The sequence below is a fragment of the Cupriavidus sp. 30B13 genome, assembly GCF_049059565.2.
Classification (GTDB): Bacteria; Pseudomonadota; Gammaproteobacteria; order Burkholderiales; family Burkholderiaceae; genus Cupriavidus.
Genome location: NZ_CP188223.1, coordinates 660,201 through 684,775, shown reverse-complemented (window position 1 = coordinate 684,775; position 24,575 = coordinate 660,201). Strand labels below are relative to the sequence as shown.

The following is a 24,575-nucleotide window of genomic DNA, read 5'->3' as shown; positions in this document are numbered from 1 at the left end:
CGATCACGGCGGCGCCAGCGATAGCAATTTCCGTTCCACCGGCACGGAAGTTGGGCATAAAATGGTCGCATGAAACCGTCGCTACAGCTCCGCCTCTCGCAACATCTCGCGCTTACGCCGCAACTCCAGCAGTCGATCCGGCTGCTGCAACTGTCCACGCTCGAACTGCAGCAGGAAGTGGAACAGGCCCTGACCGAGAATCCCCTGCTCGAACGCGAGAACGACTGGATCGAAAGCCCGCTGCGCGTGGCCGCCGACGGCTCGGTGAACCTGCAGAGCGCGCCCGCACCGGCGCCCGCCGACGGCCAGGGCACCAGCGAGAACCGCGCCGACGGCGCCCCGGAGGGCGACGACAGCTATTCCGACAGCGGCGAGGACTACGGCAACGACTGGAGCCTGGACGACTTCGCGCGCCGCCCGCAGGGCGACGAGGACGAGAAGACCCCGATGCAGTTGCGCGACGCCGAGCCCACGCTGCGCGAGCACCTGATGGAGCAGCTCGCCCCGCTGAAGATCTCCATGCGCGACAAGGGCCTGGCGATCTTCCTGGTCGAGTCGCTGGACGACGACGGCTACCTGAGCGCATCGCTCGAGGAAATCTGCAGCGAACTGCCCGAGGAACTCGAGTTCGAGATCGACGAGGTGCAGGCCATCCTCACCCTGCTGCAGAGCTTCGACCCCGCCGGCGTGGGCGCGCGCAACGCTGCCGAGTGCCTCGCGCTGCAGTTGCGCCGGCTCAAGCATCCCCAGCGCGAACTGGCCCTGACCATCGTCACCAGCCACCTCGAACTGCTGGCGGTGCGCGACTACACGCGCCTGAAGAAGGCACTGCAGGTGGACGAGGCCGATCTCAAGGCCGCCCACGAACTGATCCGCTCGCTCGCGCCCTATCCCGGGCACGCCTACAGCCGCCCGGAAGCGGACTTCGTGGTGCCCGATGTATTCGTGCGGAAAATAGGCGGCGGCTGGATCGCGCAGCTCAACCCGGATGTGATGCCGCGGCTACGCATCAACGACATGTACGCGCAGATCTTGCGCGGCGCAAAAGGCGACTCCGGCGCGGCCGGACTGCAGCAAAAGCTGCAGGAAGCGCGCTGGCTGATCAAGAATATCCAGCAGCGCTTCGACACCATATTGCGCGTCGCACAAGCGATTGTCGAACGTCAAAAGAACTTCTTCACCCACGGGGAAATTGCGATGCGCCCCTTGGTTTTGCGGGAGATTGCCGATACACTGGGTTTACACGAGTCCACCATCTCCCGGGTGACAACCAATAAATACATGGCAACGCCGATGGGGACTTTCGAGCTGAAGTACTTCTTCGGCAGTCACGTATCCACGGAAACCGGCGGCGCGGCCTCGTCAACGGCAATCAGGGCGTTGATCAAGCAACTCATAGGAGCCGAAGACCCCAGGAACCCCCTGTCGGACAGCAGGATCGCCGAACTGCTCGGCGAGCAAGGCTTCGTGGTGGCCCGACGAACCGTGGCCAAGTACCGCGAAGCGCTGAAAATCCCTGCCGTCAATCTCCGCAAGACTTTGTAGCCGAGCCGCACCGCCTGCCTGGTGTGGCTCTTTCAGAAGGAGAAACGCTATGAACTTCAAGATCAGTGGACACCACTTGGACATCACGCCTGCACTGCGTGAGTACGTGGAAACGAAACTGGAGCGTATCGTCAGGCATTTCGATCAAGTCATTGGCGTAAGTGTGCTGCTCTCTGTCGACAATACAAAAGAAAAGGACCGGCGGCAGTATGCGGAAATCAATCTACATCTCAAGGGCAAGGACATCTTTGTCGAAGCGCATCACGAAGACCTGTATGCCGCAATCGACGCACTGGTCGACAAGCTCGACCGGCAGGTGATTCGCCACAAGGATCGCGTGCAGAGCCACGACCGCGAGGCGGTCAAGTACCAGATGGCGGCATCGCAGATGCAGCAATGACCGTGCCTGGCGGCCCGCCAAGGGGGTCGCCGGAGTCAGTCCCTTGAAACCGGAACAAGCCGCGCCCGTTGCGCGGCTTTTTTGCGCCCGTTTTTGCGTCCGCGTTCCTGCCCGCTTTTGCGCCGCGGCGGCCCGGGCGGAATGATGCAGGGGGATTCCGCAACGCCCTGCAGCCGGTGTATGCTGTGCAATACATGAACGACAGCGCGGTTATTCTTGGCATGCGCGCGGCACCGCTTCCGCGCACGGGCTATTGCGATGCACAAGGCGGGGGCAGGCCTGCTCTATAATGGCCAGACGCCCGACACCGGCATGGGACAACCGGTGACATTGCGGGCACCGGCCGATACATGCCGGCACAAGCCTTTCCATCCCCTTTTGCCTGGTGCGGCCCTCTCCTGGCCCCGGGCCTGCTTACTAGAAAAACCTGCGCATTCCACATGAATCGTTTGGCTAAATTGCTGCCACCCGGCAACATCACCCTCGACGTCAGCGTCACCAGCAAGAAGCGGGTGTTCGAACAGGCCGGGCTCCTCTTCGAGAACAACCATGGCGTAGCGCGCGCCATCGTGACCGACAACCTGTTCGCCCGCGAATCGCTGGGCTCGACCGGCCTCGGTGCCGGCGTGGCCATCCCGCACGGCCGCATCAAGGGCCTGAAGCAGCCGCTGGCCGGCTTCATGCGCCTGGCCGAGCCGATCCCGTTCGAGTCGCCCGACGGCAAGCCGGTTTCGCTGCTGATCTTCCTGCTGGTCCCCGAGCAGGCCACCCAGCAACACCTGGAGATCCTCTCCGAAATCGCCCAGCTGCTGTCCGACCGCGAAATGCGCGAAGGACTCTCCACCCTGCCCACTTCCGATGCCGTGCACCAGTTGCTGACGCAATGGCATCCCTGACCCGCCGGGGGAGCCGCCGCCCGGCACACAGGGCGGCCGCCTCCCCGGCCTGAAAGCCGTCCCCCCGAAAGTAGCCGCATGGAACTCACTGGCGTCACCTCGCAGTCGATCTTCGACGACAACGCAGCCGATATCAAGCTCTCCTGGGTTGCGGGGCTGGAAGGCGCAGACCGGGCCTTCGACGTCGATTTCGCGCGCGAAGCCACCTCCGCCGCCGACCTCGTCGGGCACTTGAACCTGATCCACCCGAACCGGATCCAGGTACTCGGCAAACCCGAGATCACCTACTACCAGCGCCTCGACGACGAGATGCGCAAACGCCAGATGGGCGAGCTGATCCTGCTCGAGCCGCCGTTCCTGGTGATCGCCGACGGCATGGAGCCGCCGCCCGATCTCGAACTGCGCTGCACCCGCTCGTCCACGCCGCTGTTCACCACGCCGGTGTCCTCGGCCGCGGTGATCGACCACCTGCGGCTCTATCTCTCGCGCATTTCCGCGCCGCGCGTGACCATGCACGGCGTGTTCCTCGACATCCTCGGCATGGGCGTGCTGATCATGGGCGAGTCCGGCCTGGGCAAGAGCGAGCTCGGCCTGGAGCTGATCTCGCGCGGCCATGGCCTGGTGGCCGACGACGCGGTGGACTTCGTGCGCCTGGGACCGGACTTCATCGAGGGCCGCTGCCCGCCGCTGCTGCAGAACCTGCTCGAGGTGCGCGGGCTTGGCCTGCTCGACATCAAGACCATCTTCGGCGAAACCGCGGTGCGCCGGAAAATGAAGATGAAGCTGGTGGTGCAGCTCGTGCGCCGCAACGACGGCGAATTCGAGCGCCTGCCACTCGACTCCCAGTACCTCGACGTGCTCGGCCTGCCGATCCACATGGTCAAGATCCAGGTGGCGGCCGGCCGCAACCTCGCCGTACTGGTCGAGGCCGCCGTGCGCAACACCATCCTGCGCCTGCGCGGCATCGACACGCTGCGCGACTTCATGGACCGGCAGCGCGCCGCGATGCAGGCCGACGTCGCCTCGCGCGGGCAGGGCCGGCTGCTCTGACGGCACGCGCCGGCGCCGCTTTTCATTTGCTTACATTGCTTGCACGCCCGGGCCGTCAACGCCTTGGGAACATGGGCCGTTTGTGCTGTAATGGGCATCGAGCCCACCGAGAGTTGCCGCGCCGACAGGCGGGCAGCCATGAAGTTTTCCACAGCCAGGAGAGCAAGCATGAAAAAGATGATCGCGATGTGCGCGCTGGTAGCCCCGCTGTTCGCCAGCGTGGCGTTTGCCCAGAACGCCCCGGCCCCCGCAGCGCCCGCGGCCGGCAACACCCAGCAGGACAAGATGAAGGCCTGCAACACGCAGGCCTCCGGCAAGAAAGGCGACGACCGCAAGGCGTTCATGAAGGACTGCCTGTCCAATAAGCCCGCGGCGGCGGCCGGCAACAGCCAGCAGGAAAAGATGAAGGCCTGCAACAAGGACGCCACCGGCAAGAAGGGCGACGAGCGCAAGGCATTCATGAAGGATTGCCTGTCCAAGTAAGCCGGCCGCCCCTGCCGCGAGGCGCGCATGCGGATGGCGAACCCCGGTTCGCCATTTTTCATGGCGCCGCGCCGTCATGACGGCGTCATTCCCTGATGTTATGCTTGTGACGTTATGCGCATCATACTTATCACCGGAATATCCGGCTCCGGCAAGTCCGTTGCCCTGAACGTACTGGAAGACGCAGGCTATTACTGCGTCGACAACCTGCCGGCCCAGTTCATCCCGGAACTGGCGCGATACCTCGCATCCCAGGGCTATACGCATCTCGGCGTGGCCACCGACATCCGCAGCAGCGAATCGCTGGACCAGCTGCCCGGCACGCTGCGCGACCTCGCGGCCGAGCACCAGGTCCGCGTGGTCTTCCTGACCGCCAATACCGACGCGCTGGTGCAGCGCTACTCGGAGACGCGGCGGCGCCACCCGCTGTCGATGCGCACCGACAAGCTCGGCCTGCCCGCCGGCGAGGACAATGCGGACAATGCGCCCGGCACGCCCGTCGCCCCGTACAACGACACCTCGCTGATCGAGGCGATCGAGATGGAGCGCGAGCTGCTCAGCCCGCTGGCCGAGGCCGCCCACCGCATCGACACCAGCAACGTGCGCACCAACACGCTGCGCGCCTGGATCAAGGAATTCGTGCGCGACGACGGCCTGCAGCTCACGCTGCTGTTCGAATCGTTCGGCTTCAAGCACGGCGTGCCCAGCGACGCGGACATGGTGTTCGACGTGCGCTCGCTGCCCAACCCGTATTACGACCTGGCCCTGCGCCCGCTGACCGGGCGCGACGAGCCGGTGATCGATTTCCTGCAGAGCCAGCCGATGGTGCTGGCGATGGCCGAGGACATCCGCGCCTACGTCGAAAAGTGGCTGCCGAGTTTCATCGCGGACAACCGCAGCTACCTGACCGTGGCGATCGGCTGCACCGGCGGCCAGCATCGTTCGGTCTACATCGCCGAAAGACTTGCCAACTATTTCCGCGCCCATGGTAATGTGCTGGTGAGACACCGCGAGCTCGCGCCGGGCGGCTGATGCACGCCGCCGCGCCCGCCTTCGCGGCCCGGCCCCGGCAGCCGGTGTTCGGCACCGCTGCCCGCCCGCAACCTTTGCTGGCTCAGCATGTCCTCACGCGCCACGCCTGCCGCACCCGGCTCATCCGCCTCGCCTTCCCCCTCCGCCACGCCGGCGCCGCCCACGCTGGATAGCCTGCCGCTGTTCCCGCTGAACACCGTGCTGTTCCCCGACGGCCTGCTGCCGCTGCGCGTGTTCGAGGCGCGCTACGTGGACATGGTGCGCGCCTGCATGCGCGCCCGCGCGCCGTTCGGCGTGTGCCTGATCGCCAGCGGCAGCGAGGTGGCCCGCCCCGACGAGCCCACCGTGCCGGAAACCATCGGCTGCCTGGCCGATATCGTCGACTGCAACATGGAGCAGCTCGGCGTGCTGCTGATCAGCACGCGCGGCCGGCAGCGCTTCGAGCTGCTCAGCTACACCGTGCGCGACAACGGCCTGCTGGTCGGCCAGGCCAGGCTGCTGCCGCCGGACATCATCGACTGCAAGCTCGAACTGCTGGGCGAATGCCTGGCCGTGCTACGCCGCATCGTCGGCTCCCTGCATGCCGAGCATCCGGGCAAGCTGCCTTTCTGCGAGCCCTTCCTGTGGGACGACCCGAGCTGGGTGGCGAACCGCCTGTGCGAACTGCTGCCGGTGCCGCTCAAGGCCAAGCAGATGCTGATGGCGCTGCCGGACGCGGGGATGCGGATCGAGATCGTCCACAAGTACATGCACCAACACCACATCCTGTAGCGAAGGCGCGCATAAATCTGCTGCGCGGGCCGTGGCAGGCGCTGCGATGCGCGCCGTACGCGTGTACGGCTGTGCTTCTCGCACCTGCCACGGCCCGCTCACCACGATTTCTTCGCACCTTCCGGGCGCTGTATCAAACCATCAGAACAGCCCGCTTTGCGCTTGCGTTTCCAGCAGCTTGCGCACGGGGGCGGGAGTGCCGACTTCGTCCAGGTCGTCCAGCGAGATCCAGCGCAGCGCAGGGCCGTCGCCGCTGTCGCGCAGGGCCAGCGCGGCCATGTCCACGCGGATGGCGCGGATCAGCAGGCGGAAGTGGGTGAAGACGTGGGTGAGTTCGCCGACCAGCGCGGCGCGGTCCGGGGTGCCGAAGGCGCGCGCGCGTTCGAGCGCGGCGTCTTCGGCGTGCTCGGCGTCGAAGGGCACGGTGTCGACGGGCATTTCGGGCAGGCTCCAGAGGCCGCCCCAGATGCCGCTGTCGGGGCGCAGCGCGAGCAGGACTTCGCGCCCGCGCCGCACCAGCAGCATCACGGTGCTGCGCTCGGGAATGGCGGCGCGCGGCTTGGGGGTGGGCAGCACGGCGGTGAGGCCGTCGCGGCGCGCCACGCAGTCGGCGGACAGCGGACAGGCCGCGGCGTTGCCCAGGCACGCGGGCTTGCCGCGCGAGCAGATGGTGGCGCCGAGGTCCATCAGGCCCTGGGTGTAGGACACCATGTCCTCGGATTGCGCGGGGCCTTTGGCTGGCAGCACCTCGCCGGCGAGTTGCCACATGCGGGTCTCGACCGCCTTGACGCCGGGGTGGCCATGGATGCCGAAGAACCTGGCGAACACGCGCTTGACGTTGCCGTCGAGAATCGGCGAACGCACGCCGGCGCTGAATGCCGCCACCGCCGCCGCGGTCGAGCGGCCGATGCCGGGCAGCGTCACCAGTACCTCGGGATCGGTCGGGAAGATGCCGCCGTGCTCGCTCATCACGGCCTTGGCGCAGCGATGCAGGTTGCGCGCGCGCGAGTAGTAGCCGAGCCCGGCCCACAGCGCCATCACCTCGTCCGCGCTGGCGGCGGCCAGCGCCGCCACGGTGGGCAGGCGGCCGATGAAACGCTGGAAATATTCGATCACCGCGCTGACCTGGGTCTGCTGCAGCATGATCTCGGACAGCCAGATGCGATACGGATCGCGCGTGTTCTGCCACGGCAGGTCATGGCGCCCGTGCAGGCGCTGCCACGCCACCACGCGGGCGGCGAAGTCGGCTGGCACGCCGGCCTCCGGCACGGCTACGGTAGCGAGAGTATCGACAGGAAGGGCGGCGGACTTGCGGGGCATCGGGAACGTGGCGAGGAAGGCGGCGCCGGAAGCGGCGGCGCGCCATGATACCGCCTCCCGCGCCGCCGGCTCCCGCCGGAGCCCGGCGTCAGGCCGCCACCGCCCGCGCTCCGGCGCCGCCGGCTTCGGGCTGCAGGAGCTGCCGCGCGAACGACTCGATGCGTCCGCTGCGGTCGTCCAGCCCGTTGAGCACTTCCTCGAGCTGCGCGATGCGGCTCTCGAGCGTGTCGGTGGCTTCGTGGATGCGCTCGATCGAATCGACGCGGCGGCGCAATTGCTTCTGGTGCTCGCGCACCTGCGCCTCGAGCGGCGTCATCACCGACTTGAGCCAGATCTCGATATCGCGGTTGAGATCGCGGAAGGTCTCCAGCACGCGGCTGGCGATGGTCGAGAACGCGCTCTGCACCAGTTGCGGACGCGAGCGCGTGAGCATGCTCATGGCGCCGAAATGCGTGTTGGCCAGCGCCAGCGTGGCCTGCAATTCGCTGACATAGCGCGCGGTGACGAACTGGATCGGCGCCGGCAGCGTGAAGCCGTGCTCGGCGTTGAAGCGGCGGTACATGCTGTCGGTGAGCTGGTGGAGCTGGGCGATCTTCTGGTCGGCCTCGCTGACCAGCTCGACCAGGCGCGCGAACAGGCCGTCCATGTCCTCGCGCAGGCCGCGCGAGAAGAAGCGCTCCTTCATCTGCTCGCGGCGCTCGCGCATGGTGCGGCGCACGTCGCGCAGCTGCAGGCTCTTGATGATGTCGGCGCTATGGCGCCCGAATACCAGCCGCAGGGCCTGGAACTTGGCGATGCTCTGCTCGAACTCTTCCTTCTCCGACTGCACGCGCGAGAGCATGTGCTTGACCATCGCGTGGTTCTTGCCGCGCAGGCCGCGCAGCTCGAACAGCTGCTCGACGATGCTGCGGCGGCGGCTTTGCAGCAACTGCTGCGCGCCGCGCGCCATCTCCCCGACCGAGCGCTGCACCTGGTCGGCGACGATCTCGCGCCGCTGCGGAATCAACTGCTCAGACAGCACGTGCTCGAACTGCGGCAGGCCGCTGCGCGCGAGCAGGTCATGGTCGTGCGTCACCTTGGCGACCAGGCCCTTCTGCGCCGATACCGGGTACACGCGCGCTTCGTCGATGCCCAGCACCTGCGCGCTGGAGGTGACCTGCCGCGCGATCTCCGCCGCGGTTTCGTCCGGCGACTTGAGCGGGTCCCACAGGCCGTCGATCTTGTTGAGCACGGCCAGGCAGCCCTTGCGGTGCCCCGCGCTGACGTGGCTGCGCCAGAGATCGAGGTCGCTCTTGGTCACGCCGGCATCGGCGGCCAGCATGAACACCACCACGTGCGCATCGGGGATCAGGCGCAGCGTCAGCTCCGGCTCGGTGCCGATGGCGTTGAGGCCCGGCGTGTCGAGGATCACCAGGCCCTGGCGCAGCAGCGGATGCGGGAAGTTGATCACGGCATGGCGCCAGCGCGAGATCTCCACCATGCCGTCGGCGTCGAGCGCGTAGGCGGCGTCCGGGTCCTTGTCGTTGTACAGGCCCAGCGACTCGGCCATCTCGCGCGTGACGCGGCTGGTCTCGATCACGTGGCGGAAGGCGTCGAGCATGCCCTCGGGCGAGGACGGGTCGAGCGGCACGGTGTGCCAGTGCGAATCGACGTCGAGGAAGTCGGCGGTGGAAGCTTCCTGCAGGCGCGTCTCGATCGGCAGCAGGCGGATGCAGGGGGCTTCGTTCTCGTCGTAGCGCAGCTCGGTCGGGCACATGGTGGTGCGCCCGGCCGACGAGGGCAGGATGCGCCGGCCGTAGTCGGCAAAGAAGATCGCGTTGATCAGCTCGCTCTTGCCGCGCGAGAACTCGGCGATGAACGCGACCTTGAGCCGGTCGCTCTTGAGCACGCTCTGGATGCGTTGCACGCGCTCGTCGGCCTGGGCGTCGTAGAGGTCGTGCTGCTGCAGCCAGCCACGGAATTCGGCCAGGGAATCGAGTACCCCGGTTCTCCAGGCGCCGTATTGTTCGAATTGAAGGGCGAGGGTTGTCATTGGTACTTGGCTCTTGGGCGATAAGCCCCCGCGGCGGCGTCCCGGACCTGGCGCAGGCATCTACGCCGGCTCGCGCCGGCGCAGGGGCTGTGTATTCTGTAACACTTTTTTACGTTGTCGAAGATACAGGTTTCCGGCGCACTTTTGTGAAATTAGAAGCGCCTCCGGAGCGGGGTGTTGCGCCGGCCCATCGGGTGGGCGCGGCCCGGTTCCGAAGACGCCCGGGCAGCACTTCCCGGCGCGCCGCTCAGCGCTGGCAGGTGGGGCAATAGAAGGTGGAACGCTGGCCCTGGACGATCTGCCGGATGGGGGTGCCGCACACCCGGCACGGATGGCCGGCGCGGTCGTACACGGCGCAGTCGAGCTGGAAATAGCCGCTGCTGCCGTCGCTGCCGACGAAATCGCGCAAGGTGCTGCCGCCGCGCTCGATGGCGCGCGCCAGGGTGTCCCGCACGGCGGCGGCCAGCCGCTCGCAGCGCGCCAGCGAGAGCCGGCCGGCCGGCGTGGTCGGGCGGATGCCGGCGGCGAACAGGCTTTCGGAGGCGTAGATGTTGCCCACCCCGACCACGATGTCGCCGGCCAGCAGCACCGTCTTGATGGCCGCGCTGCGGCCGCGGCCGTGGCGATGGAGCCAGGCGCCGTCGAAGCGCTCGTCGAACGGCTCGATGCCGAGCCCGCGCAACAGCGGATGGGTATTCAGCTCGGCCTCGGCGAGCGGGCTCCACAGCACCGCGCCGAAACGGCGCGGATCGCGAAAACGCAGCACGATGGGCGCCTCGGCGTCATGGCCGTGCGGCGCGGCCGGGCCGGCCAGGACCAGGTCGAGGTGATCGTGCGCGCCCGGCGGCGGCGCCTGCGGCAACACCCGCAGGGTGCCGGTCATGCCGAGGTGGATCAGCAGCCAGCCGCGCTCGCCGCCGGGTGGCGGCGCCGCCGCGTCCTGCGCCGGAATGCCCTCGGCGGTGTCCCGCACGCACTCCAGCAGCAGGTATTTGCCGCGCCGCTCGATGCGCGCGACCAGCCGCCCGGCCAGTTGCGCCTCGAGCCCGCTTTCCACCGGCCAGCGCAAGCCGCGGTGGCGCACCACCACCCCGGCGATACGCCGTCCCACCACATGCGGCAGCAAGCCGCGCCGGGTCACTTCGACCTCCGGCAACTCAGGCATCGAACCTCTCCCTTCCAAGCCACTCAAACCGCCAGAAGCCCAATGCCGGCTGGCGCCACGCGGACAAGCAAGGCATTGTAGCGGCAGGCTACAATGCCTTTAACTATCCCATCGCATCTGCGCTTTTGCGTGCTGGAGCACCCACCCACATGTCGGACCGCCTGGACCGTACCTCGATGACCACCGCTGACTCCATCCTTACCCGGCCGGCCCGGCGGCCCCTGCGTCACAGGCTCGCGGCCACCGCCGCGGCCGCGCTGGCGGTCTGTGCCCTGGCCCCGCTCGCCGCCCGTGCCGCGCCCGCCGACGCCAGGCAGCCGCTCAAGCTGGCCGCGGAGGCCATGCCAGCGCCGGCCAGTTCCACGCCCCTGCCGCCGAGGATGCCCCTGCCGGCGGTGCCGCTGACCGGCGACATCCTGTACCGGGTGCTGGCCGCGGAGATTTCCGTGCAGCGCGGGGTGATCGGCCCGGCCTACCAGACCTACCTGGAGCTGGCCCGCAATACGCGCGACCCGCGCTTCGCGCAGCGCGCCACCGAGATCGCGTTCAACGCGCGCAGCGCCCCGCAGGCGCTGGACGCCGCGCGCCTGTGGACCGAACTCGCGCCCACCTCGGCGGGCGCGCGCCAGGTGCTGTCCACCCTGCTGGTGTTGAGCGCCAAGTGGGACGAGGCCGAGCCGCTGCTGGTGCTGCAGCTCAACGGCGTGCCGCCGAGCCACCGCCCCGAGGCGATCGTGCAGATGCAGCAGCAGCTTTCGCGCACCAGCGACCCCGCCGGCGCCGCTGCCCTGCTGCAGCGCCTGGTCGCCAACGACATGCGCGCGGCCGAGACCCACCTGGCGCTGGCGCGCGCCAAGGAAGCCGCCAACGACATCCCCGGCGCGCTGGCCGAGCTCGACGAGGCGCAGCGCATCCGGCCCGACTACGAAGCCGCCGCGCTGATGGCCGCCGAACTGCGCGCGGACAGCGCGCCCGACCAGGCCATCGCCGGGCTGAAGACCTTCGTCGACAAGGCACCGGCCTCGGTCAACGGGCACATCACGCTGGCCCGCCTGTACCTCCAGCAGAACAACCTGCAGGCCGCGCGCGCCGAGTTCGAGACCCTGCGCAAGATCGCGCCGAAGGACCCGCGCGTGCCGCTCGCGCTCGGCCTGACCAGCCTGCAGTCCAAGCGCTACGACGAGGCCGAGCAGTACCTGAAGGAATACCTGCAGCTGGCCGAGCAGGTGCCGTCGGCGAGCCCCGACATCGCCTACCAGTACCTGGCCCAGATCGCCGAGGAAAAGAAGGACTACCCCGCCGCCGTGGCCTGGCTCGACCGCATCGACGACAGCCGCCTGGCGCCCGCCGCCGCCGTGAAGCGCGCGCAGCTGCTGGGCCGCATGGGCAAGCTCGACGACGCCCAGGCCGTCTTCAACGACATGCTGGCCGATAGCGAGGACATCGCCGAGCCCGACCAGCGCGCCCAGCGCATGACCGCGATACGCCAGGCCGAGATCGGCATGCTGATCGACGCCAAGGCCTACGACCGCGCCCGCAAGGTGCTGGAAGAGCGCACCGCGGCCGAGCCCGACAACTCCGACTGGGTCTATGAGCTGGCCATGCTCGACGAGCGCGAGAAGCGCTACGACAACATGGAGCGGCTGCTGCGCCGGGTGATCGCCATGCAGCCGGAGCAGAAGCAGGGCTACAACGCGCTGGGCTACTCGCTGGCGGACCGCAACGTGCGCCTGCCCGAGGCGCTGCAGCTGCTGGAAAAGGCTTCGGCGCTGGGCCCGGACGATCCCTACATCATGGATAGCCTGGCCTGGGTCAAATTCCGCCTGGGCCAGCTCCAGCCGGCCGCCGAGCTGCTGCGCAACGCCTACGCCAGGGCGCCCGAGGCGGAGATCGGGGCCCACCTGGGCGAAGTCCTCTGGCAGCTCGGCCAGCAGGACGAAGCGCGCAAGACCTGGACCGAAGCCGCCAAGATCGAGCCGGACAACGTGATCCTGATCGACACCCTGCGCCGCTACAACGTACCGCTGTCGGCGCTCTCCAAGTAGGCCGCGCCCGCCTTCCCGCTCTGCTCTGTCCAGCTTTCCATAATCCGCCCCCCTCCTCCCGGCCCGCGCCCGGAGGAGGGCCCGCCGCCCGCGGCCCCGCCGCGGGCGCAAGATGCCGATGCCCACATCCCGACGCCTAGCCCTGCTGTGCCTGACCGCGCCCCTCTGGCTCGCGGCCTGCGCCAGCATCACGCCCACGCGCCAGTTCGACGCCGGCGAGACCGCGCAGGTGCGCGACCTCAAAGGCCGCTTTGCCGCCAACTACGTGCGCTACGGCCGCGACGAAGGCGTGCAGGGCAGCTTCCAGTGGCACGAACAGGGCCGCAACGTGCGGCTCGACCTGATCTCGCCGCTCGGCCAGACCCTGGCCGTGGTGACCTCGACGCCGTCGGGCGCCACGCTGGACCTGCCCAACCAGCCGCCGCGCAACGCCCCCGAAGTGAACACGCTGCTCGAGGATGCCCTCGGCTTCTCGCTGCCGGTGGCCGGCATGCGCGACTGGCTGTACGCCAGGCCCGCGCCGGGCAGCCCGGCGCGCACCACGCGCGACGACAGCGGCCGCCTGGCCACGCTGGCGCAGAACGGCTGGACCGTGCGCTACGTCGCGTGGCAGGAGTCCGCCGCGCAACGGCCGCGCCGCATCGACCTCACGCGCGACGGCGACAGCAACCCCTTGTCGGTGCGCCTCGTGATCGACCCCGAACAGGACCAATGAATACTGCCCTCCCCCTGCCCCCGCCCGAGCTGCGCAACTGCCCCGCGCCCGCCAAGCTCAACCTTTTCCTGCACGTGACCGGGCGCCGCCCCGACGGCTACCACACGCTGCAGACCGTGTTCCAGCTGGTGGACTGGAGCGACACGCTGGACTTCCGCCGCCGCGACGACGGCCGCATCGAGCGCGTGACCGAGGTACCCGGCGTGCCGGCTGCCTCCGACCTGATCGTGCGCGCGGCGCGCGCGCTGCAGCAGGCCGGCGGCACCGCGTTCGGCGCCGACATCGCCATCGACAAGCGCTTGCCGATGGGCGGCGGCATCGGCGGCGGCTCGTCCGACGCGGCCACCACGCTGATGGCGCTGAACCACCTGTGGGGACTCGGCCTGCCGCGCGAGGAACTCAAGCGCATCGGCCTGTCGCTGGGCGCCGACGTGCCGTTCTTCCTGCACGGCGAGAACGCCTTCGCGCAGGGCATCGGCGAGGAGCTGACCACGGTCGAGCTGCCCGAAAGCTGGTTCGTGATCGTCCATCCGCGCCAGCACGTCCCTACTCCAGAAATTTTTTCGGACGAACGCTTGACAAGGGATACGCCCATCTCTATAGTTGCGGTCTTCGCTGCTTGCACAAACAAATTCGCTTTCGGTCGCAACGATCTGGAAACGATAGCAACGGCGAAGTTCGGCGAAGTTGCCCGAGCCCTTGAATGGCTGAGACAGTACAGTCCCCATGCAAGGATGACCGGTTCCGGAGCCTGCGTGTTTGCACGGTTTGATGACGAGCAGACGGCGCAGCAGGTACTAGACCGGTTGCCACCCGGATGGGATGGCAAGTGTGCGAGGAGTTTGTCCCGCCACCCGCTCGCAGCGCTCGCTTGAAAAGTTTTTCGTTCGGCGTCACGCCGGTTGTACGTGACGATGGACGGACCCGGTTGTGTAGGGGAGTCGCCAAGTTGGTCAAGGCACCGGATTTTGATTCCGGCATTCGAAGGTTCGAATCCTTCTTCCCCTGCCATTACATTCCTCGCAGATCCGCAGAATACGTCACCGGCACTAGCCGGTGACGGTCGTCCCCCCAGCAGCAAGACAGGTGCACCGAATGAGCAGCGAAGGCTTGATGGTTTTTACCGGCAACGCCAACCCCAAACTCGCGGAGGCTGTCGTGCAGCACCTCGGCATTCCCCTTGGGAAGGCACAGGTGGGCCGGTTCTCCGACGGCGAAGTCCAAGTCGAAATCCAGGAAAACGTTCGCGGCAAGCACGTCATCGTGCTGCAGTCCACCTGCGCGCCGACCAACGACAACCTGATGGAACTGATGGTGATGGTCGACGCGCTCAAGCGCGCTTCGGCACGCAGCATCACCGCGGCCATGCCCTACTTCGGCTATGCCCGCCAGGACCGCCGCCCGCGCTCGGCGCGCGTCGCGATCTCGGCCAAGGTGGTGGCCAACATGCTGGAAGTCGCCGGCGTCGACCGCATCCTGACCATGGACCTGCACGCCGACCAGATCCAGGGCTTCTTCGATATCCCCGTCGACAACATCTACGCTTCCCCGGTCCTGCTGGGCGACCTGCGCGAGAAGAACTACGGCGACCTGCTGGTGGTCTCGCCGGACGTCGGCGGCGTGGTGCGCGCCCGCGCGCTGGCCAAGCAGCTGAACTGCGACCTGGCCATCATCGACAAGCGCCGCCCTAAGGCCAACGTGGCCGAGGTGATGAACATCATCGGTGAAGTCGACGGCCGCAATTGCGTGATCATGGACGACATGATCGACACCGGCGGCACGCTGTGCAAGGCGGCCCAGGTGCTCAAGGAGCGCGGCGCGCTGAAGGTCTTCGCCTATTGCACCCATCCGGTGCTGTCGGGCGGCGCGGCTGCCCGCATCGCGGATTCCGAGCTGGACGAAGTGGTGGTGTGCGACACCATCCCGCTGCGCGACGACGCCGTCCAGTCCGGCAAGATCCGCCAGCTCTCGACCGCTCCGCTGCTGGCCGAAACCTTCACCCGGATCGTCAAGGGCGACTCGATCATGTCGCTGTTTGCCGATTCCTGATAGAATTCAAGGCTTTACTGCGGCAGGTGCGGGCAAAGCCCCTGCGTGCCGCTTCATCGGGCTGTCTGGTCGCGGACAGCCCTCTTACATTTGGAGTCATCATGAAAGTCGTAGCTTTCGAGCGTAGCGTACAGGGAACGGGTGCGAGCCGCCGCCTGCGCAACGCCGGCAAAACCCCGGGCATCATCTATGGCGGCGCCGCCGAACCCAAGATGATCGAACTCGATCACAACGCGCTGTTCCACGCCCTGAAGAAGGAAGCGTTCCACTCGTCGATCCTCGACCTCGAAGTGGAAGGCAAGGCTGAAAAGGCCCTGCTGCGCGCGTTCCAGATGCACCCGTTCAAGCCGCTGGTGCTGCACGTCGACTTCCAGCGCGTGTCGGCCTCGGACAAGATCCACGTCAAGGTGCCGCTGCACTTCATGAACCAGGAAAACGCCCCCGGCGTGAAGCTGGGCCATGGCATCGTCAACCACATCCTGAACGAACTGGAAGTGTCGTGCCTGCCGGCCGACCTGCCTGAGTTCATCGAAGTGGACCTGGGCGCCGCGGAACTGGGCCAGACCCTGCACCTGTCGGACCTGAAGCTGCCGAAGGGCGTGAGCGCCATCACCCACGGCGACGAAAACCCCGCCGTCGCCAGCATCTCGCTGCCGGCCGGTGGCGTGTCGGAAGCCGCCGAAGGCGGCGAAACGCCCGCTGCCTGAGTTGCCTGAGCGCGGCCCCCGGGCCGCGCACCAGCGAATGGCAAGAAAAAGCCGCCGGCGTGTCCGGCGGCTTTTTTTCGCTTGCCGGTCCATATATCGTTTCGCGTATGCTTGGCCTCTGGCCGCCCTCACTCACGTAGTGCACGCATGATCAAACTCATCGCCGGCCTCGGCAACCCCGGGGCGGAATACGAAGCCACCCGCCACAACGCCGGCTTCTGGCTGGTCGACCAGCTCGCCCGCATGGGCGGCGCCACGCTGCGCGTGGAAGGCCGCTTCCACGGCCTGGCCGCGCGCGCGCGCCTGTGGGACCAGGAGATCTGGCTGCTCAAGCCGTCCACCTTCATGAACCGCTCGGGGCTGTCGGTGGTGTCGCTGGCGCGCTTCTACAAGATCCTGCCCGACGAGATCCTGGTCGCCCACGACGAGATGGACCTGCCGCCGGGCGCCGTCAAGCTCAAGCGCGGCGGCGGCGCCGGCGGCCACAACGGCCTCAAGGACATCGCCGCTCACCTCACCACCCAGGATTACTGGCGGCTGCGCCTGGGCGTGGGGCATCCGCGCAACGCGCCGGGCGGCGCGGGCGGGCGCGAGGACGTGATCAACTATGTGCTCAAGCCGCCGCGCCGCGAGGAGCAGCAGGCCATCGACGAAGCCATCGACCGCTGCATCGCGCCGCTGTCGCTGCTGGCCAGGGGCGAGAGCGAACGCGCCATGCTGGAACTGCATACGGGCCGCTAGGAGCGCCGGCATCCGCCGGCCAGGCCGCGCGCCCGACAAAAAAACCCCGCCACCTTCCGGTGCCGGGGTTTTTTGCTGCCAGCCAGGCTGGCCGCCCAGGTGCTTCGTGCTTCAGGCGACGTGCTTGGCCGCCGTCAGCAGGCGGTAGCGCCCCATCAGCGTCTCGCGCGATTCGATCCGGGCCGGATCGTGCGGGATGCAAGCCACGGGGCAGACCTGCTGGCATTGCGGTTCATCGAAGTGTCCGACGCATTCCGTGCATTTGTTGGGGTCGATCTCATAGATCTCGGGCCCCATCGAAATGGCTTCGTTCGGGCACTCCGGCTCACAAACGTCGCAATTGATGCAGTCGTCGGTGATCATCAGTGCCATGGTGTTTCCTTTAACCCGGACATGGGCCGCGCCCGACTGGCCGCGGTCCGCATGTCGCAAGCCGCCATTCTATTCCGCTTTGCCGATCTTCTCCTGCAGCCAGCGCTCGACCGAGGGGAATACGAACTTGCTGACGTCGCCGCCGAGCACCGCGATCTCGCGCACGAAGGTGCCCGAGATGAACTGGTACTGGTCCGACGGCGTCAGGAACATGGTTTCCACGTCGGGCAGCAGGTAGCGGTTCATGCCCGCCATCTGGAACTCGTACTCGAAGTCGGACACGGCGCGCAGGCCGCGCACGATCACGCGTGCGTTGTTCTTGCGGACGAAATCCTTGAGCAGGCCGGAGAAGCCTTCCACGCGCACGTTGGGATAGTGGCCCAGTACTTCGCGGGCGATCCCGATGCGCTCTTCCAGCGAAAAGAACGGGCGCTTGTTGGGACTATGCGCCACACCGACCACGAGCTCATCGAAGATATTGGACGCTCTGCGCACCAGATCCTCGTGGCCCCGGGTCATTGGATCGAAAGTGCCGGGGTAGACCGCGACGACCATGCTTCCTCCTTGTTCTGCCCGTTGCCGGTCCTGGATGGGCCGCTCGGCCCCGCCCGCTATGGTGAGGGCTGGGAACCAAGGCTGCGTGACGAGCGTTGGCGACAGCGGCGTAGTGTAACCCTAAAAGCGGCACTTGCAAGCCGCCCGGCGCCGGTTTCGCGGCACCGCCGCATCTAGCGTGCGATGGCCGGTCACGGCGTCCCGGCCGCGGCGAATCAGCTGGTCCTGTGCTGCAGCAAATGGAAGTGCACCGCGCCCGCGCGGGCGTGCCGCACGATCTCCAGCGCGGCCGGCACCGGCGCGTCGGGGCCGTTCAGGGCGCGGTCGGTTTCCACGTAGACCGCGCCGCCCGGGCGCGACAGCCTGGCCGCATGCTCGAGCGCGGGCCCGATCCAGTCCTGCGCGAAGGGCGGGTCCAGGAAGACGACGTCGAAGCTGGCGCCCGGCATCTGCGCGGCGGTTGCGAATGCGTCACCTTGCACGATGCGGATCTGCTGCGCGTCGAGCCGGTACTGGTTGTCGCGCAATTGTTTTGCCACGCGCGGGTTGGCTTCCACCATGGTCACCTGCGCCGCGCCGCGCGACGCGGCCTCGAAGCCCAGCGCGCCGGAGCCGGCGAACAGGTCCAGGCAAGCCAGGCCGGACATGTCCTGGCCGAGCCAGTTGAACAGGGTTTCCCGCACGCGGTCCGGCGTGGGACGCAGGCCTTCGGCGTCGAGCACGGGCAGCGGCGTGCGCTTCCACCTGCCACCGATGATGCGGACCTGCGCGGACGAGCGCCGTACGGCAGGCTTTGGGGATGGCCCGCGGGGGGCGGGCGAAGGAGATCGGGTACGCGAATTCATGCCGTGATTGTAGAGCCTGCGGGCGCGCCGCGCGCGCCCGGGCGCCGCCCCGGCACCTTGCCTTATTCCGGTCCGCCCACGATCACCGTGGCCATGGCATCCGGATGCACATGGCGCTGGAAGGCCTCCTTCACCTGGCTGCGCGTCACCTTGCCGATCTGGGCGGTCCAGGTGTCCAGGTAGTCCAGCGGCAGGCCGTACCAGCCGATATTGGCCACGTTGGTCAGCAGCTTGCGGTTGCTGTCGATGCGCAGCGGGAAGCCGTTGACGAGGTTGTCCTTGGCCGCCTTGAGCTCGGCCTCGGTCGGGCCTTCCGCCACATACTGCGCCAGCACCTTGCGCACCAGCGCCAGCGCCTCGTTGGTCTGCTCCTTCTTGGTTTGCAGGCCGATGCCGAACGGGCCTGCCTGCTTGGCCGGCGCGAAATAGCTGTCCACGCCGTAGGTCAGGCCGCGCTTCTCGCGCACCTCGTTGGTCAGGCGCGAGCTGAAGCCGCCGCCGCCGAGCACGTAGTTGCCCACCAGCAGCGCGAAGTAGTCGGGGTCGCCGCGGGCGATGGCGGGCTGGCCCATCGCCACCGTGGCCTGTTGCGCCGCATGCGGCACGCGCTGCTCGCTGGCCGGGATGGCGAGCTGCACCGGCGGCATGGCCGGCGGCGCGGCGCCGGCCGGCAGGCCGCGCGTCAGCGCCTCGGCGATGGACTCGGCCTGCTTGCGGTCGATCGCGCCGATCAGCGTCACCACGGCGCGCGAGGCGGCGAAATTGTCGCGCCAGAAGCGTTCCAGGTCGGCCCGCGTGATGGACTCGACCGAGGCCGCGGTGGCGGACACGCCATACGGATGGGCGGGATAGATCGCGCGCGACACCATCTTGTCGGCGATCACGCCGGGCCGGGAGTCGGCCTCGCGGATGGCGGTGATCAGGCGCTGCTTCTCGCGCGCGACCACGGCATCCGGGTAGGCCGGGGCCTTGATCAGCTGCGCGGCGAGCGCGAGCGACTGGCTCAGCTCGGGCTCGCTGGTGAGCGTGCGCAGGCCGATGCCGCCGCGGTCGCTGCTGGCGGCGCCGCCGAAGTCCGCGCCGGTATCGGCGAAGGCGTCGGCCACCTGGGCTTCGTCGCGGGCGGGCTGGCCGTCCTGCGCATTGGCGCCCTTGTCGAGCAGCGCGGACGTCAGCGTGGCCAGCCCCGCCTTGCCGGGCGGGTCATAGCGGCTGCCGGCGTCGAAATCGATATTGACGTCCAGCATGGGGATGGACGGGCTGCGCACGAAATAGACGCGCGCGCCGGTGGAGGTGGTCCACTGCTCGATCGGGATGGCGGCCTGCGCGGCCTGCGGGGCGAGCAGCGAGGTGGCTGCGAGCAGCGCGCCGCAGGCCACGCCCGCGAGGCGGCGCAGCAGGCGCGGCGACGGGATCGTCGGGGCAAAGAGAGGCATCTTCGGTCCTCTTGGAGGCTTAGCGCAGCGAGCCGGGATCGACCGGCGCCTGTTGCTTCTTGTTGGGATCGATCGGCTGGGGCAGCAGCGTGGCCACAGTCAGGTTGTCGTCGCTGAAATACTTGGCGGCCACCGCCTGCACCTGGGCCGGCGTGACTTCCTTGATGCGCTCCAGCATGCGGTCGAGCTGGCGCCAGGAAATGCCGGCCATCTCCGCCACCCCGATCTCCATGCCTTGCCCGAACACGGAGTCGCGCTTGTAGATCTGCGAGGCCACGACCTGCGTCTTGACGCGCTTGAGCTCCTCGGGCGAGACGCCGTCGCGCGCGATGCGGGCGACTTCGTCGCGCAGCGCGCGCTCGATCTCTTCGGTGGTGTGGCCGGCGGCCGGGGTGCCGTCGAGCACCATGACGGATTCCGCGCGGTTGATGCTGTCGTAGCCGACGTTGACGTCGTCCGCCAGGCGCTGGTCGCGCACCAGGTCGCGCGTCAGGCGCGCGTTGTCGTAGCCGTTGAGCACGGCGGCCAGGACCTCGAGCGCGTAGGGGTCGACGTCCTTGTCGACGTCGTGCAGGCGCGGCACCTTGTAGGCCAGCACCACGTAGGGATTCTCGGCCGGCGCCTTGACCCAGATCCGCTTGACGCCCTTCTGCTCGGCCTCGAGCTGGGTCTTGCGCAGCGGCAGCGGACGCGGCTTGAGCTTGCCGTAGGTGCGCTCGGCCATCTTCTTCACCTCGGCGGCGGTGACGTCGCCGGTGACGATCAGCAGCGCGTTGTTGGGCACGTACCACTCGCGGTACCAGGCCTGCACGTCTTCCACGCGCATGTTGACGAGGTCGTCCATCCAGCCGATCACCGGGTGGCGGTACGGCGCGGCGGTGAATACCGTGGCCAGCAGCTGCTCGTAGACGGTGCCGCGCGCGGAGTCGTCGGTGCGCAGGCGGCGCTCTTCCATCACCACCTTCATCTCGCGCTCGAACTCGTCCTTGCGGATGATGAGGTTGGCCATGCGGTCGGCCTCCAGCTCCATCATGCGCGGCAGGTACTGCTTGCCGATCTGCTGGTAGTAGAGCGTGAAGTCGCGGTTGGTCATGGCGTTCTCGCGCCCGCCCAGCTCGGCGATCTGCTTGGAGAACTCGCCGAGGCCCACCTTGGGCGTGCCCTTGAACATCATGTGCTCGAGCATGTGCGCCACGCCGGTGGTGCCGCTGACCTCGTCCATGCCGCCGACCCGGTACCAGATCTGGTGGGCCACGGTGGGAGCGCGATGGTCTTCCTTGACGATCACGCGCATACCGTTGGACAGCGTGAACTCGGTAGTGGTAGCCTCGGCTGCCGCGCTCCGCGAGGCGGTGGCCTGGCCGGTGGGCAGGGGCGGCGCAACCACGCCGGTCTGCGCATGCGCCGCGCCGAACCATGGCAGTGCGCCTAGCAGCAGGGTGGGAAGAAGGCGCCGGGCATATGCGGCGGCGCGCAAAACGCCGGACGCGCCGGCGCCGCCGAGCGGCGATGCGGCACGGGCGACGCCCGGCCTGGACCTGACAGCACAATGGTTCATGCGACCCCGTCTGCTAGAATTTTGGCGATTGATTCTACCGGGGTATTGACCCCTTTCCCAATGTTTAGTTTCTGGAAGAAGCGCAAGGCCGAACCGGCCAGTGCGCCACCCGAGGTGCCGGCCCCGGCGCCCGCGGCCGCGCCTGCCCCCGTTCCGCCGCCGGTCGCCGCCCCAACGGCGCTTCCCGCAGCCGGTCCTGCCCAGGCTCCGGCCCCGGCTCCCCAACCCCTGACCGCCGCCATTCCCGCGCCCGCGCCGGCGGCTTTCTCCGCGCCGGCCCCGCAGCAGTCCAACCCGCAAGCAACCCCGCAGGCAACCCCGCAGCCGCCCCTCCGACCGCCCCTCCAGCCGGCGGCAAGCCTGCCCGAGCCGGCCGCCGCCGAAGACATGGTCCTGACCCCGCCGCCGGCCGCCACGCCGGAAGCCCGGCGCGGCTGGATGCAGCGCCTGCGCTCGGGCCTGTCCAAGACCAGCCGCAACCTCGGCACCCTGTTCGTCGGGGTCAAGGTCGACGAAGCCCTGTTCGAGGAGCTGGAAACCGCCCTGCTGATGGCGGACGCCGGCGTGGAAGCCACCGAATACCTGCTCGGCGAGCTGCGCCGCCAGGTCAAGAGCGAACGCATCGAGACCTCCGAGGGCGTCAAGGCCGCGCTGCGCGAGCTGCTTGCCAACCTGCTGCGCCCGCTCGAGAAAACCATGGCGCTGGGCCGCGAGCAGCCGCTGGTGATGATGATCGCGGGCGTCAACGGCGCCGGCAAGACCACCAGCATCGGCAAGCTGTGCAAGCATTTCCAGAGCTATGGCCAGTCCGTGCTGCTGGCCGCCGGCGACACCTTCCGCGCCGCCGCGCGCGAGCAGCTGACGATCTGGGGCGAGCGCAACAACGTCACCGTGGTCTCGCAGGAGAGCGGCGACCCGGCCGCGGTGATCTTCGACGCGGTCAACGCCGCGCGCGCGCGCGGCATCGACATCGTGATGGCGGACACCGCCGGGCGCCTGCCGACGCAGTTGCACCTGATGGAAGAGCTCAAGAAGGTCAAGCGCGTCATCGCCAAGGCCATGCCGAGCGCGCCGCACGAAGCGCTGCTGGTGATCGACGCCAACACCGGCCAGAACGCGCTGTCCCAGGTCAAGGCGTTCGACGACGCGCTCGGGCTGACCGGGCTGATCGTGACCAAGCTCGACGGCACCGCCAAGGGCGGCATCCTTGCCGCCATCGCGCGCCAGCGCCCGGTGCCGGTCTACTTCATCGGCGTGGGCGAGAAGGTCGAAGACCTGCAGCCGTTCAAGGCCGACGAGTTCGCCGAGGCCTTGCTGGGCTGAACGGCGAGGAACCCCGCGAACGATGGCGGGGGCTGCATTGCCGGCAATAAAAAAACCCCGCAAGCCACCGCGGGGTTTTTTGTCGCCCGCCGCCCGCCGCGCTACTCCGCGTCCGGCTGCGCCTTCGGCTCGGCCTGCTGGAAAGCCGGCAGTGCCATGCACGCATCGAACGCCTTGGCGATCGCCGGGTAGCGGCTCACGTCGATATTGAAGCGCTGCGCATTGAACACCTGCGGCACCAGGCAGATATCGGCCAGCGTCGGCGTGTCGCCGAAGCAGAAACGGCCGGCCTTGCCCGCGCGCACGAGGTTGGCGTTGACCGCCTCGAAGCCCAGCTCGACCCAGTGGCGGTACCACGCGTCCTTGGCCTCCTCCGCCACGCCCAGCGTGTGCTTGAGGTACTTCAGCACGCGCAGGTTGTTGAGCGGGTGGATCTCGCATGCGACCTCGAGCGCCACCGCGCGGATATAGGCGCGGTCGAGCGCGCTGCCGGGCAGCAGCGGGGGCTCGGGATGGATCTCGTCGAGGTACTCCACCATCGCGACCGATTGCATCAGCACGTGATCGTCGTCGACCAGGGTCGGCACCAGCGCGTCCGGATTGAGCGCGCGATAGGCGGGCAGCAGTTGCTGGCCGCCGTCGCGCAGCAGGTGCACCGGCTCGTAGTCGTAGGGCAGGCCCTTGAGGTTCAGCGCGATGCGCACCCGGTACGAAGCCGAGCTACGGAAGTAGCTGTAGAGCTTCAGCATCGGCTCACACCACCTTGACGGTGAGCTCGCCCACGCCTTCGATCTTGCATTGCATGACGTCGCCCTTGACCACCGGGCCCACGCCTTCGGGCGTGCCGCTGTAGATCAGGTCGCCCGGCTGCAGCTCGAACAGGCGCGACAGGTAGGACACCATTTCCGGCACCGACCAGATCAGGTCGGAAAGGTCGCCGCGCTGCTTCTCGGCGCCGTTCACGGCCAGCGTGACCGCGCCCTTTTCAGGATGGCCGATGGCGGACACCGGCACGATCGGGCCGATCGGCGCGGACTTGTCGAAGGCCTTGCCGGTTTCCCAGGGGCGCCCGGTCTTCTTCGATTCGTTCTGCAGGTCGCGGCGCGTCATGTCGAGGCCGATGGCGTAGCCGAACACGTGGCTGGCGGCGTCGGCCTCGGCGATGTCCTTGCCGCCCTTGCCGATGGCCACCACCAGTTCCACCTCATAGTGGCAGTTGCTGGTGCCCTGCGGATACGGGAAGTGGCCTTCGGTGCCGTCGGCCACGTAGCTCACCGCGTCGGCGGGCTTGCAGAAGAAGAACGGCGGTTCGCGGTCGGGGTCCGAACCCATTTCACGGGCATGGGCGGCATAATTGCGGCCCACGCAGTAGACCCGGCGCACCGGGAACCGGGCGCTGCCACCGCGCACGGGTACGCCGGTCGGCGCGGGCGGGGCGAATACGAATTCGGTCATCCAACTCTCCAGACTTTGCTTGTACTGTGTGTACTGTGTTTTTGAGGCCGCGCGCCTGCGCCGTGGCGTCGCCAGCGGAC

24 protein-coding genes and 1 tRNA gene are annotated in these 24,575 nt (G+C 68.1%); 15 read left to right on the top strand and 10 right to left on the bottom strand.

Features of this window, described 5'->3' with window-relative positions:
• Nucleotides 1–69 precede the first annotated feature (69 nt).
• The 7 genes from ACKI2N_RS03295 to ACKI2N_RS03265 all read left to right on the top strand — a co-directional run bounded on the left by ACKI2N_RS03295 (nucleotide 70) and on the right by ACKI2N_RS03265 (nucleotide 6,177).
• Nucleotides 70–1,545, top strand: a complete 1,476-nt coding sequence (locus ACKI2N_RS03295; RefSeq protein WP_420994593.1) for an RNA polymerase factor sigma-54 — start codon at nucleotides 70–72, stop codon at nucleotides 1,543–1,545.
• A 49-nt stretch (nucleotides 1,546–1,594) separates the two neighbouring features.
• The gene (gene hpf / locus ACKI2N_RS03290; protein WP_420994592.1) at nucleotides 1,595–1,945 is read left to right on the top strand and encodes a ribosome hibernation-promoting factor, HPF/YfiA family; all 351 of its coding nucleotides are present in this window, start codon (nucleotides 1,595–1,597) and stop codon (nucleotides 1,943–1,945) included.
• 440 nt (nucleotides 1,946–2,385) lie between these two features.
• Nucleotides 2,386–2,841, top strand: a complete 456-nt coding sequence (locus tag ACKI2N_RS03285) for a PTS sugar transporter subunit IIA (RefSeq protein ID WP_420994591.1) — start codon at nucleotides 2,386–2,388, stop codon at nucleotides 2,839–2,841.
• Between the two features lie 78 nt (nucleotides 2,842–2,919).
• Complete coding sequence (hprK, locus tag ACKI2N_RS03280) at nucleotides 2,920–3,891, top strand: HPr(Ser) kinase/phosphatase (RefSeq protein ID WP_420994590.1); 972 nt, start codon at nucleotides 2,920–2,922, stop codon at nucleotides 3,889–3,891.
• A gap of 168 nt (nucleotides 3,892–4,059) precedes the next feature.
• Complete coding sequence (locus ACKI2N_RS03275; RefSeq protein ID WP_420994589.1) at nucleotides 4,060–4,374, top strand: PsiF family protein; 315 nt, start codon at nucleotides 4,060–4,062, stop codon at nucleotides 4,372–4,374.
• 114 nt (nucleotides 4,375–4,488) lie between these two features.
• A complete protein-coding gene (rapZ, locus tag ACKI2N_RS03270; protein ID WP_420994588.1) occupies nucleotides 4,489–5,406 on the top strand; it encodes an RNase adapter RapZ in 918 nt (305 codons plus the stop codon).
• An 87-nt stretch (nucleotides 5,407–5,493) separates the two neighbouring features.
• A complete protein-coding gene (locus ACKI2N_RS03265) occupies nucleotides 5,494–6,177 on the top strand; it encodes an LON peptidase substrate-binding domain-containing protein (protein ID WP_420994587.1) in 684 nt (227 codons plus the stop codon).
• A gap of 141 nt (nucleotides 6,178–6,318) precedes the next feature.
• Here ACKI2N_RS03265 and mutY read toward each other — a convergent pair whose 3' ends face one another.
• The 3 genes from mutY to mutM form a co-directional block, all read right to left on the bottom strand.
• A complete protein-coding gene (mutY, locus tag ACKI2N_RS03260) occupies nucleotides 6,319–7,497 on the bottom strand; it encodes an A/G-specific adenine glycosylase (protein ID WP_420994586.1) in 1,179 nt (392 codons plus the stop codon).
• A gap of 88 nt (nucleotides 7,498–7,585) precedes the next feature.
• Nucleotides 7,586–9,529: a dynamin family protein gene (locus tag ACKI2N_RS03255; protein WP_420994584.1), complete on the bottom strand. Its 1,944-nt coding sequence runs from the start codon at nucleotides 9,527–9,529 to the stop codon at nucleotides 7,586–7,588.
• A 247-nt stretch (nucleotides 9,530–9,776) separates the two neighbouring features.
• Nucleotides 9,777–10,694, bottom strand: coding sequence for a bifunctional DNA-formamidopyrimidine glycosylase/DNA-(apurinic or apyrimidinic site) lyase (mutM, locus tag ACKI2N_RS03250; protein ID WP_420994583.1), 918 nt, complete (start codon nucleotides 10,692–10,694; stop codon nucleotides 9,777–9,779).
• 149 nt (nucleotides 10,695–10,843) lie between these two features.
• On the opposite strand from mutM, the gene ACKI2N_RS03245 reads away from it, so the two are divergent.
• The 7 genes from ACKI2N_RS03245 to pth all read left to right on the top strand — a co-directional run bounded on the left by ACKI2N_RS03245 (nucleotide 10,844) and on the right by pth (nucleotide 16,951).
• Nucleotides 10,844–12,739: a tetratricopeptide repeat protein gene (locus ACKI2N_RS03245; protein ID WP_420994581.1), complete on the top strand. Its 1,896-nt coding sequence runs from the start codon at nucleotides 10,844–10,846 to the stop codon at nucleotides 12,737–12,739.
• Nucleotides 12,740–12,857: 118 nt separating this feature from the next.
• Nucleotides 12,858–13,454 carry a lipoprotein insertase outer membrane protein LolB gene (gene lolB, locus ACKI2N_RS03240; protein WP_420994580.1) on the top strand — a complete coding sequence of 199 codons (597 nt, stop codon included), beginning with the start codon at nucleotides 12,858–12,860 and terminating at the stop codon, nucleotides 13,452–13,454.
• On the top strand, nucleotides 13,451–14,329 hold the full coding sequence (gene ispE, locus ACKI2N_RS03235) for a 4-(cytidine 5'-diphospho)-2-C-methyl-D-erythritol kinase (RefSeq protein WP_420994579.1): 879 nt from the start codon (nucleotides 13,451–13,453) through the stop codon (nucleotides 14,327–14,329). Before lolB ends, ispE begins: the two co-directional genes overlap by 4 nt.
• Nucleotides 14,330–14,388: 59 nt before the next feature.
• Nucleotides 14,389–14,465: transfer RNA gene (locus tag ACKI2N_RS03230), tRNA-Gln, on the top strand.
• Nucleotides 14,466–14,549: 84 nt separating this feature from the next.
• Nucleotides 14,550–15,503, top strand: a complete 954-nt coding sequence (locus ACKI2N_RS03225; protein ID WP_420994578.1) for a ribose-phosphate pyrophosphokinase — start codon at nucleotides 14,550–14,552, stop codon at nucleotides 15,501–15,503.
• Nucleotides 15,504–15,604: 101 nt separating this feature from the next.
• Entirely contained in the window at nucleotides 15,605–16,210 is a 606-nt protein-coding gene (locus tag ACKI2N_RS03220; protein ID WP_420994577.1) for a 50S ribosomal protein L25/general stress protein Ctc, read from the top strand.
• Between the two features lie 147 nt (nucleotides 16,211–16,357).
• Nucleotides 16,358–16,951 carry an aminoacyl-tRNA hydrolase gene (gene pth, locus ACKI2N_RS03215; RefSeq protein ID WP_420994576.1) on the top strand — a complete coding sequence of 198 codons (594 nt, stop codon included), beginning with the start codon at nucleotides 16,358–16,360 and terminating at the stop codon, nucleotides 16,949–16,951.
• Nucleotides 16,952–17,062: 111 nt separating this feature from the next.
• Here the strand turns inward: pth and ACKI2N_RS03210 are convergent, their stop codons facing one another.
• From ACKI2N_RS03210 to ACKI2N_RS03190, 5 genes are all read right to left on the bottom strand, one after another.
• Nucleotides 17,063–17,323, bottom strand: a complete 261-nt coding sequence (locus ACKI2N_RS03210) for a YfhL family 4Fe-4S dicluster ferredoxin (protein ID WP_420994575.1) — start codon at nucleotides 17,321–17,323, stop codon at nucleotides 17,063–17,065.
• Nucleotides 17,324–17,392: 69 nt separating this feature from the next.
• Entirely contained in the window at nucleotides 17,393–17,878 is a 486-nt protein-coding gene (gene coaD / locus ACKI2N_RS03205) for a pantetheine-phosphate adenylyltransferase (protein WP_011515175.1), read from the bottom strand.
• Between the two features lie 215 nt (nucleotides 17,879–18,093).
• The gene (gene rsmD / locus ACKI2N_RS03200; protein WP_420994574.1) at nucleotides 18,094–18,723 is read right to left on the bottom strand and encodes a 16S rRNA (guanine(966)-N(2))-methyltransferase RsmD; all 630 of its coding nucleotides are present in this window, start codon (nucleotides 18,721–18,723) and stop codon (nucleotides 18,094–18,096) included.
• Between the two features lie 62 nt (nucleotides 18,724–18,785).
• A complete protein-coding gene (locus ACKI2N_RS03195) occupies nucleotides 18,786–20,159 on the bottom strand; it encodes a M16 family metallopeptidase (RefSeq protein ID WP_420994573.1) in 1,374 nt (457 codons plus the stop codon).
• Nucleotides 20,160–20,178: 19 nt separating this feature from the next.
• Nucleotides 20,179–21,717 (bottom strand): M16 family metallopeptidase, encoded by a 1,539-nt coding sequence (locus tag ACKI2N_RS03190; protein WP_420994572.1) that lies wholly within the window; start codon nucleotides 21,715–21,717, stop codon nucleotides 20,179–20,181.
• Between the two features lie 60 nt (nucleotides 21,718–21,777).
• Between ACKI2N_RS03190 and ftsY the strand changes: the two genes are divergently transcribed.
• Entirely contained in the window at nucleotides 21,778–23,040 is a 1,263-nt protein-coding gene (gene ftsY / locus ACKI2N_RS03185; RefSeq protein WP_420994571.1) for a signal recognition particle-docking protein FtsY, read from the top strand.
• 101 nt (nucleotides 23,041–23,141) lie between these two features.
• Here the strand turns inward: ftsY and maiA are convergent, their stop codons facing one another.
• Entirely contained in the window at nucleotides 23,142–23,786 is a 645-nt protein-coding gene (gene maiA / locus ACKI2N_RS03180; protein ID WP_420994695.1) for a maleylacetoacetate isomerase, read from the bottom strand.
• Nucleotides 23,787–23,793: 7 nt separating this feature from the next.
• On the bottom strand, nucleotides 23,794–24,495 hold the full coding sequence (locus ACKI2N_RS03175; protein ID WP_420994570.1) for a fumarylacetoacetate hydrolase family protein: 702 nt from the start codon (nucleotides 24,493–24,495) through the stop codon (nucleotides 23,794–23,796).
• Nucleotides 24,496–24,575 lie beyond the last annotated feature (80 nt).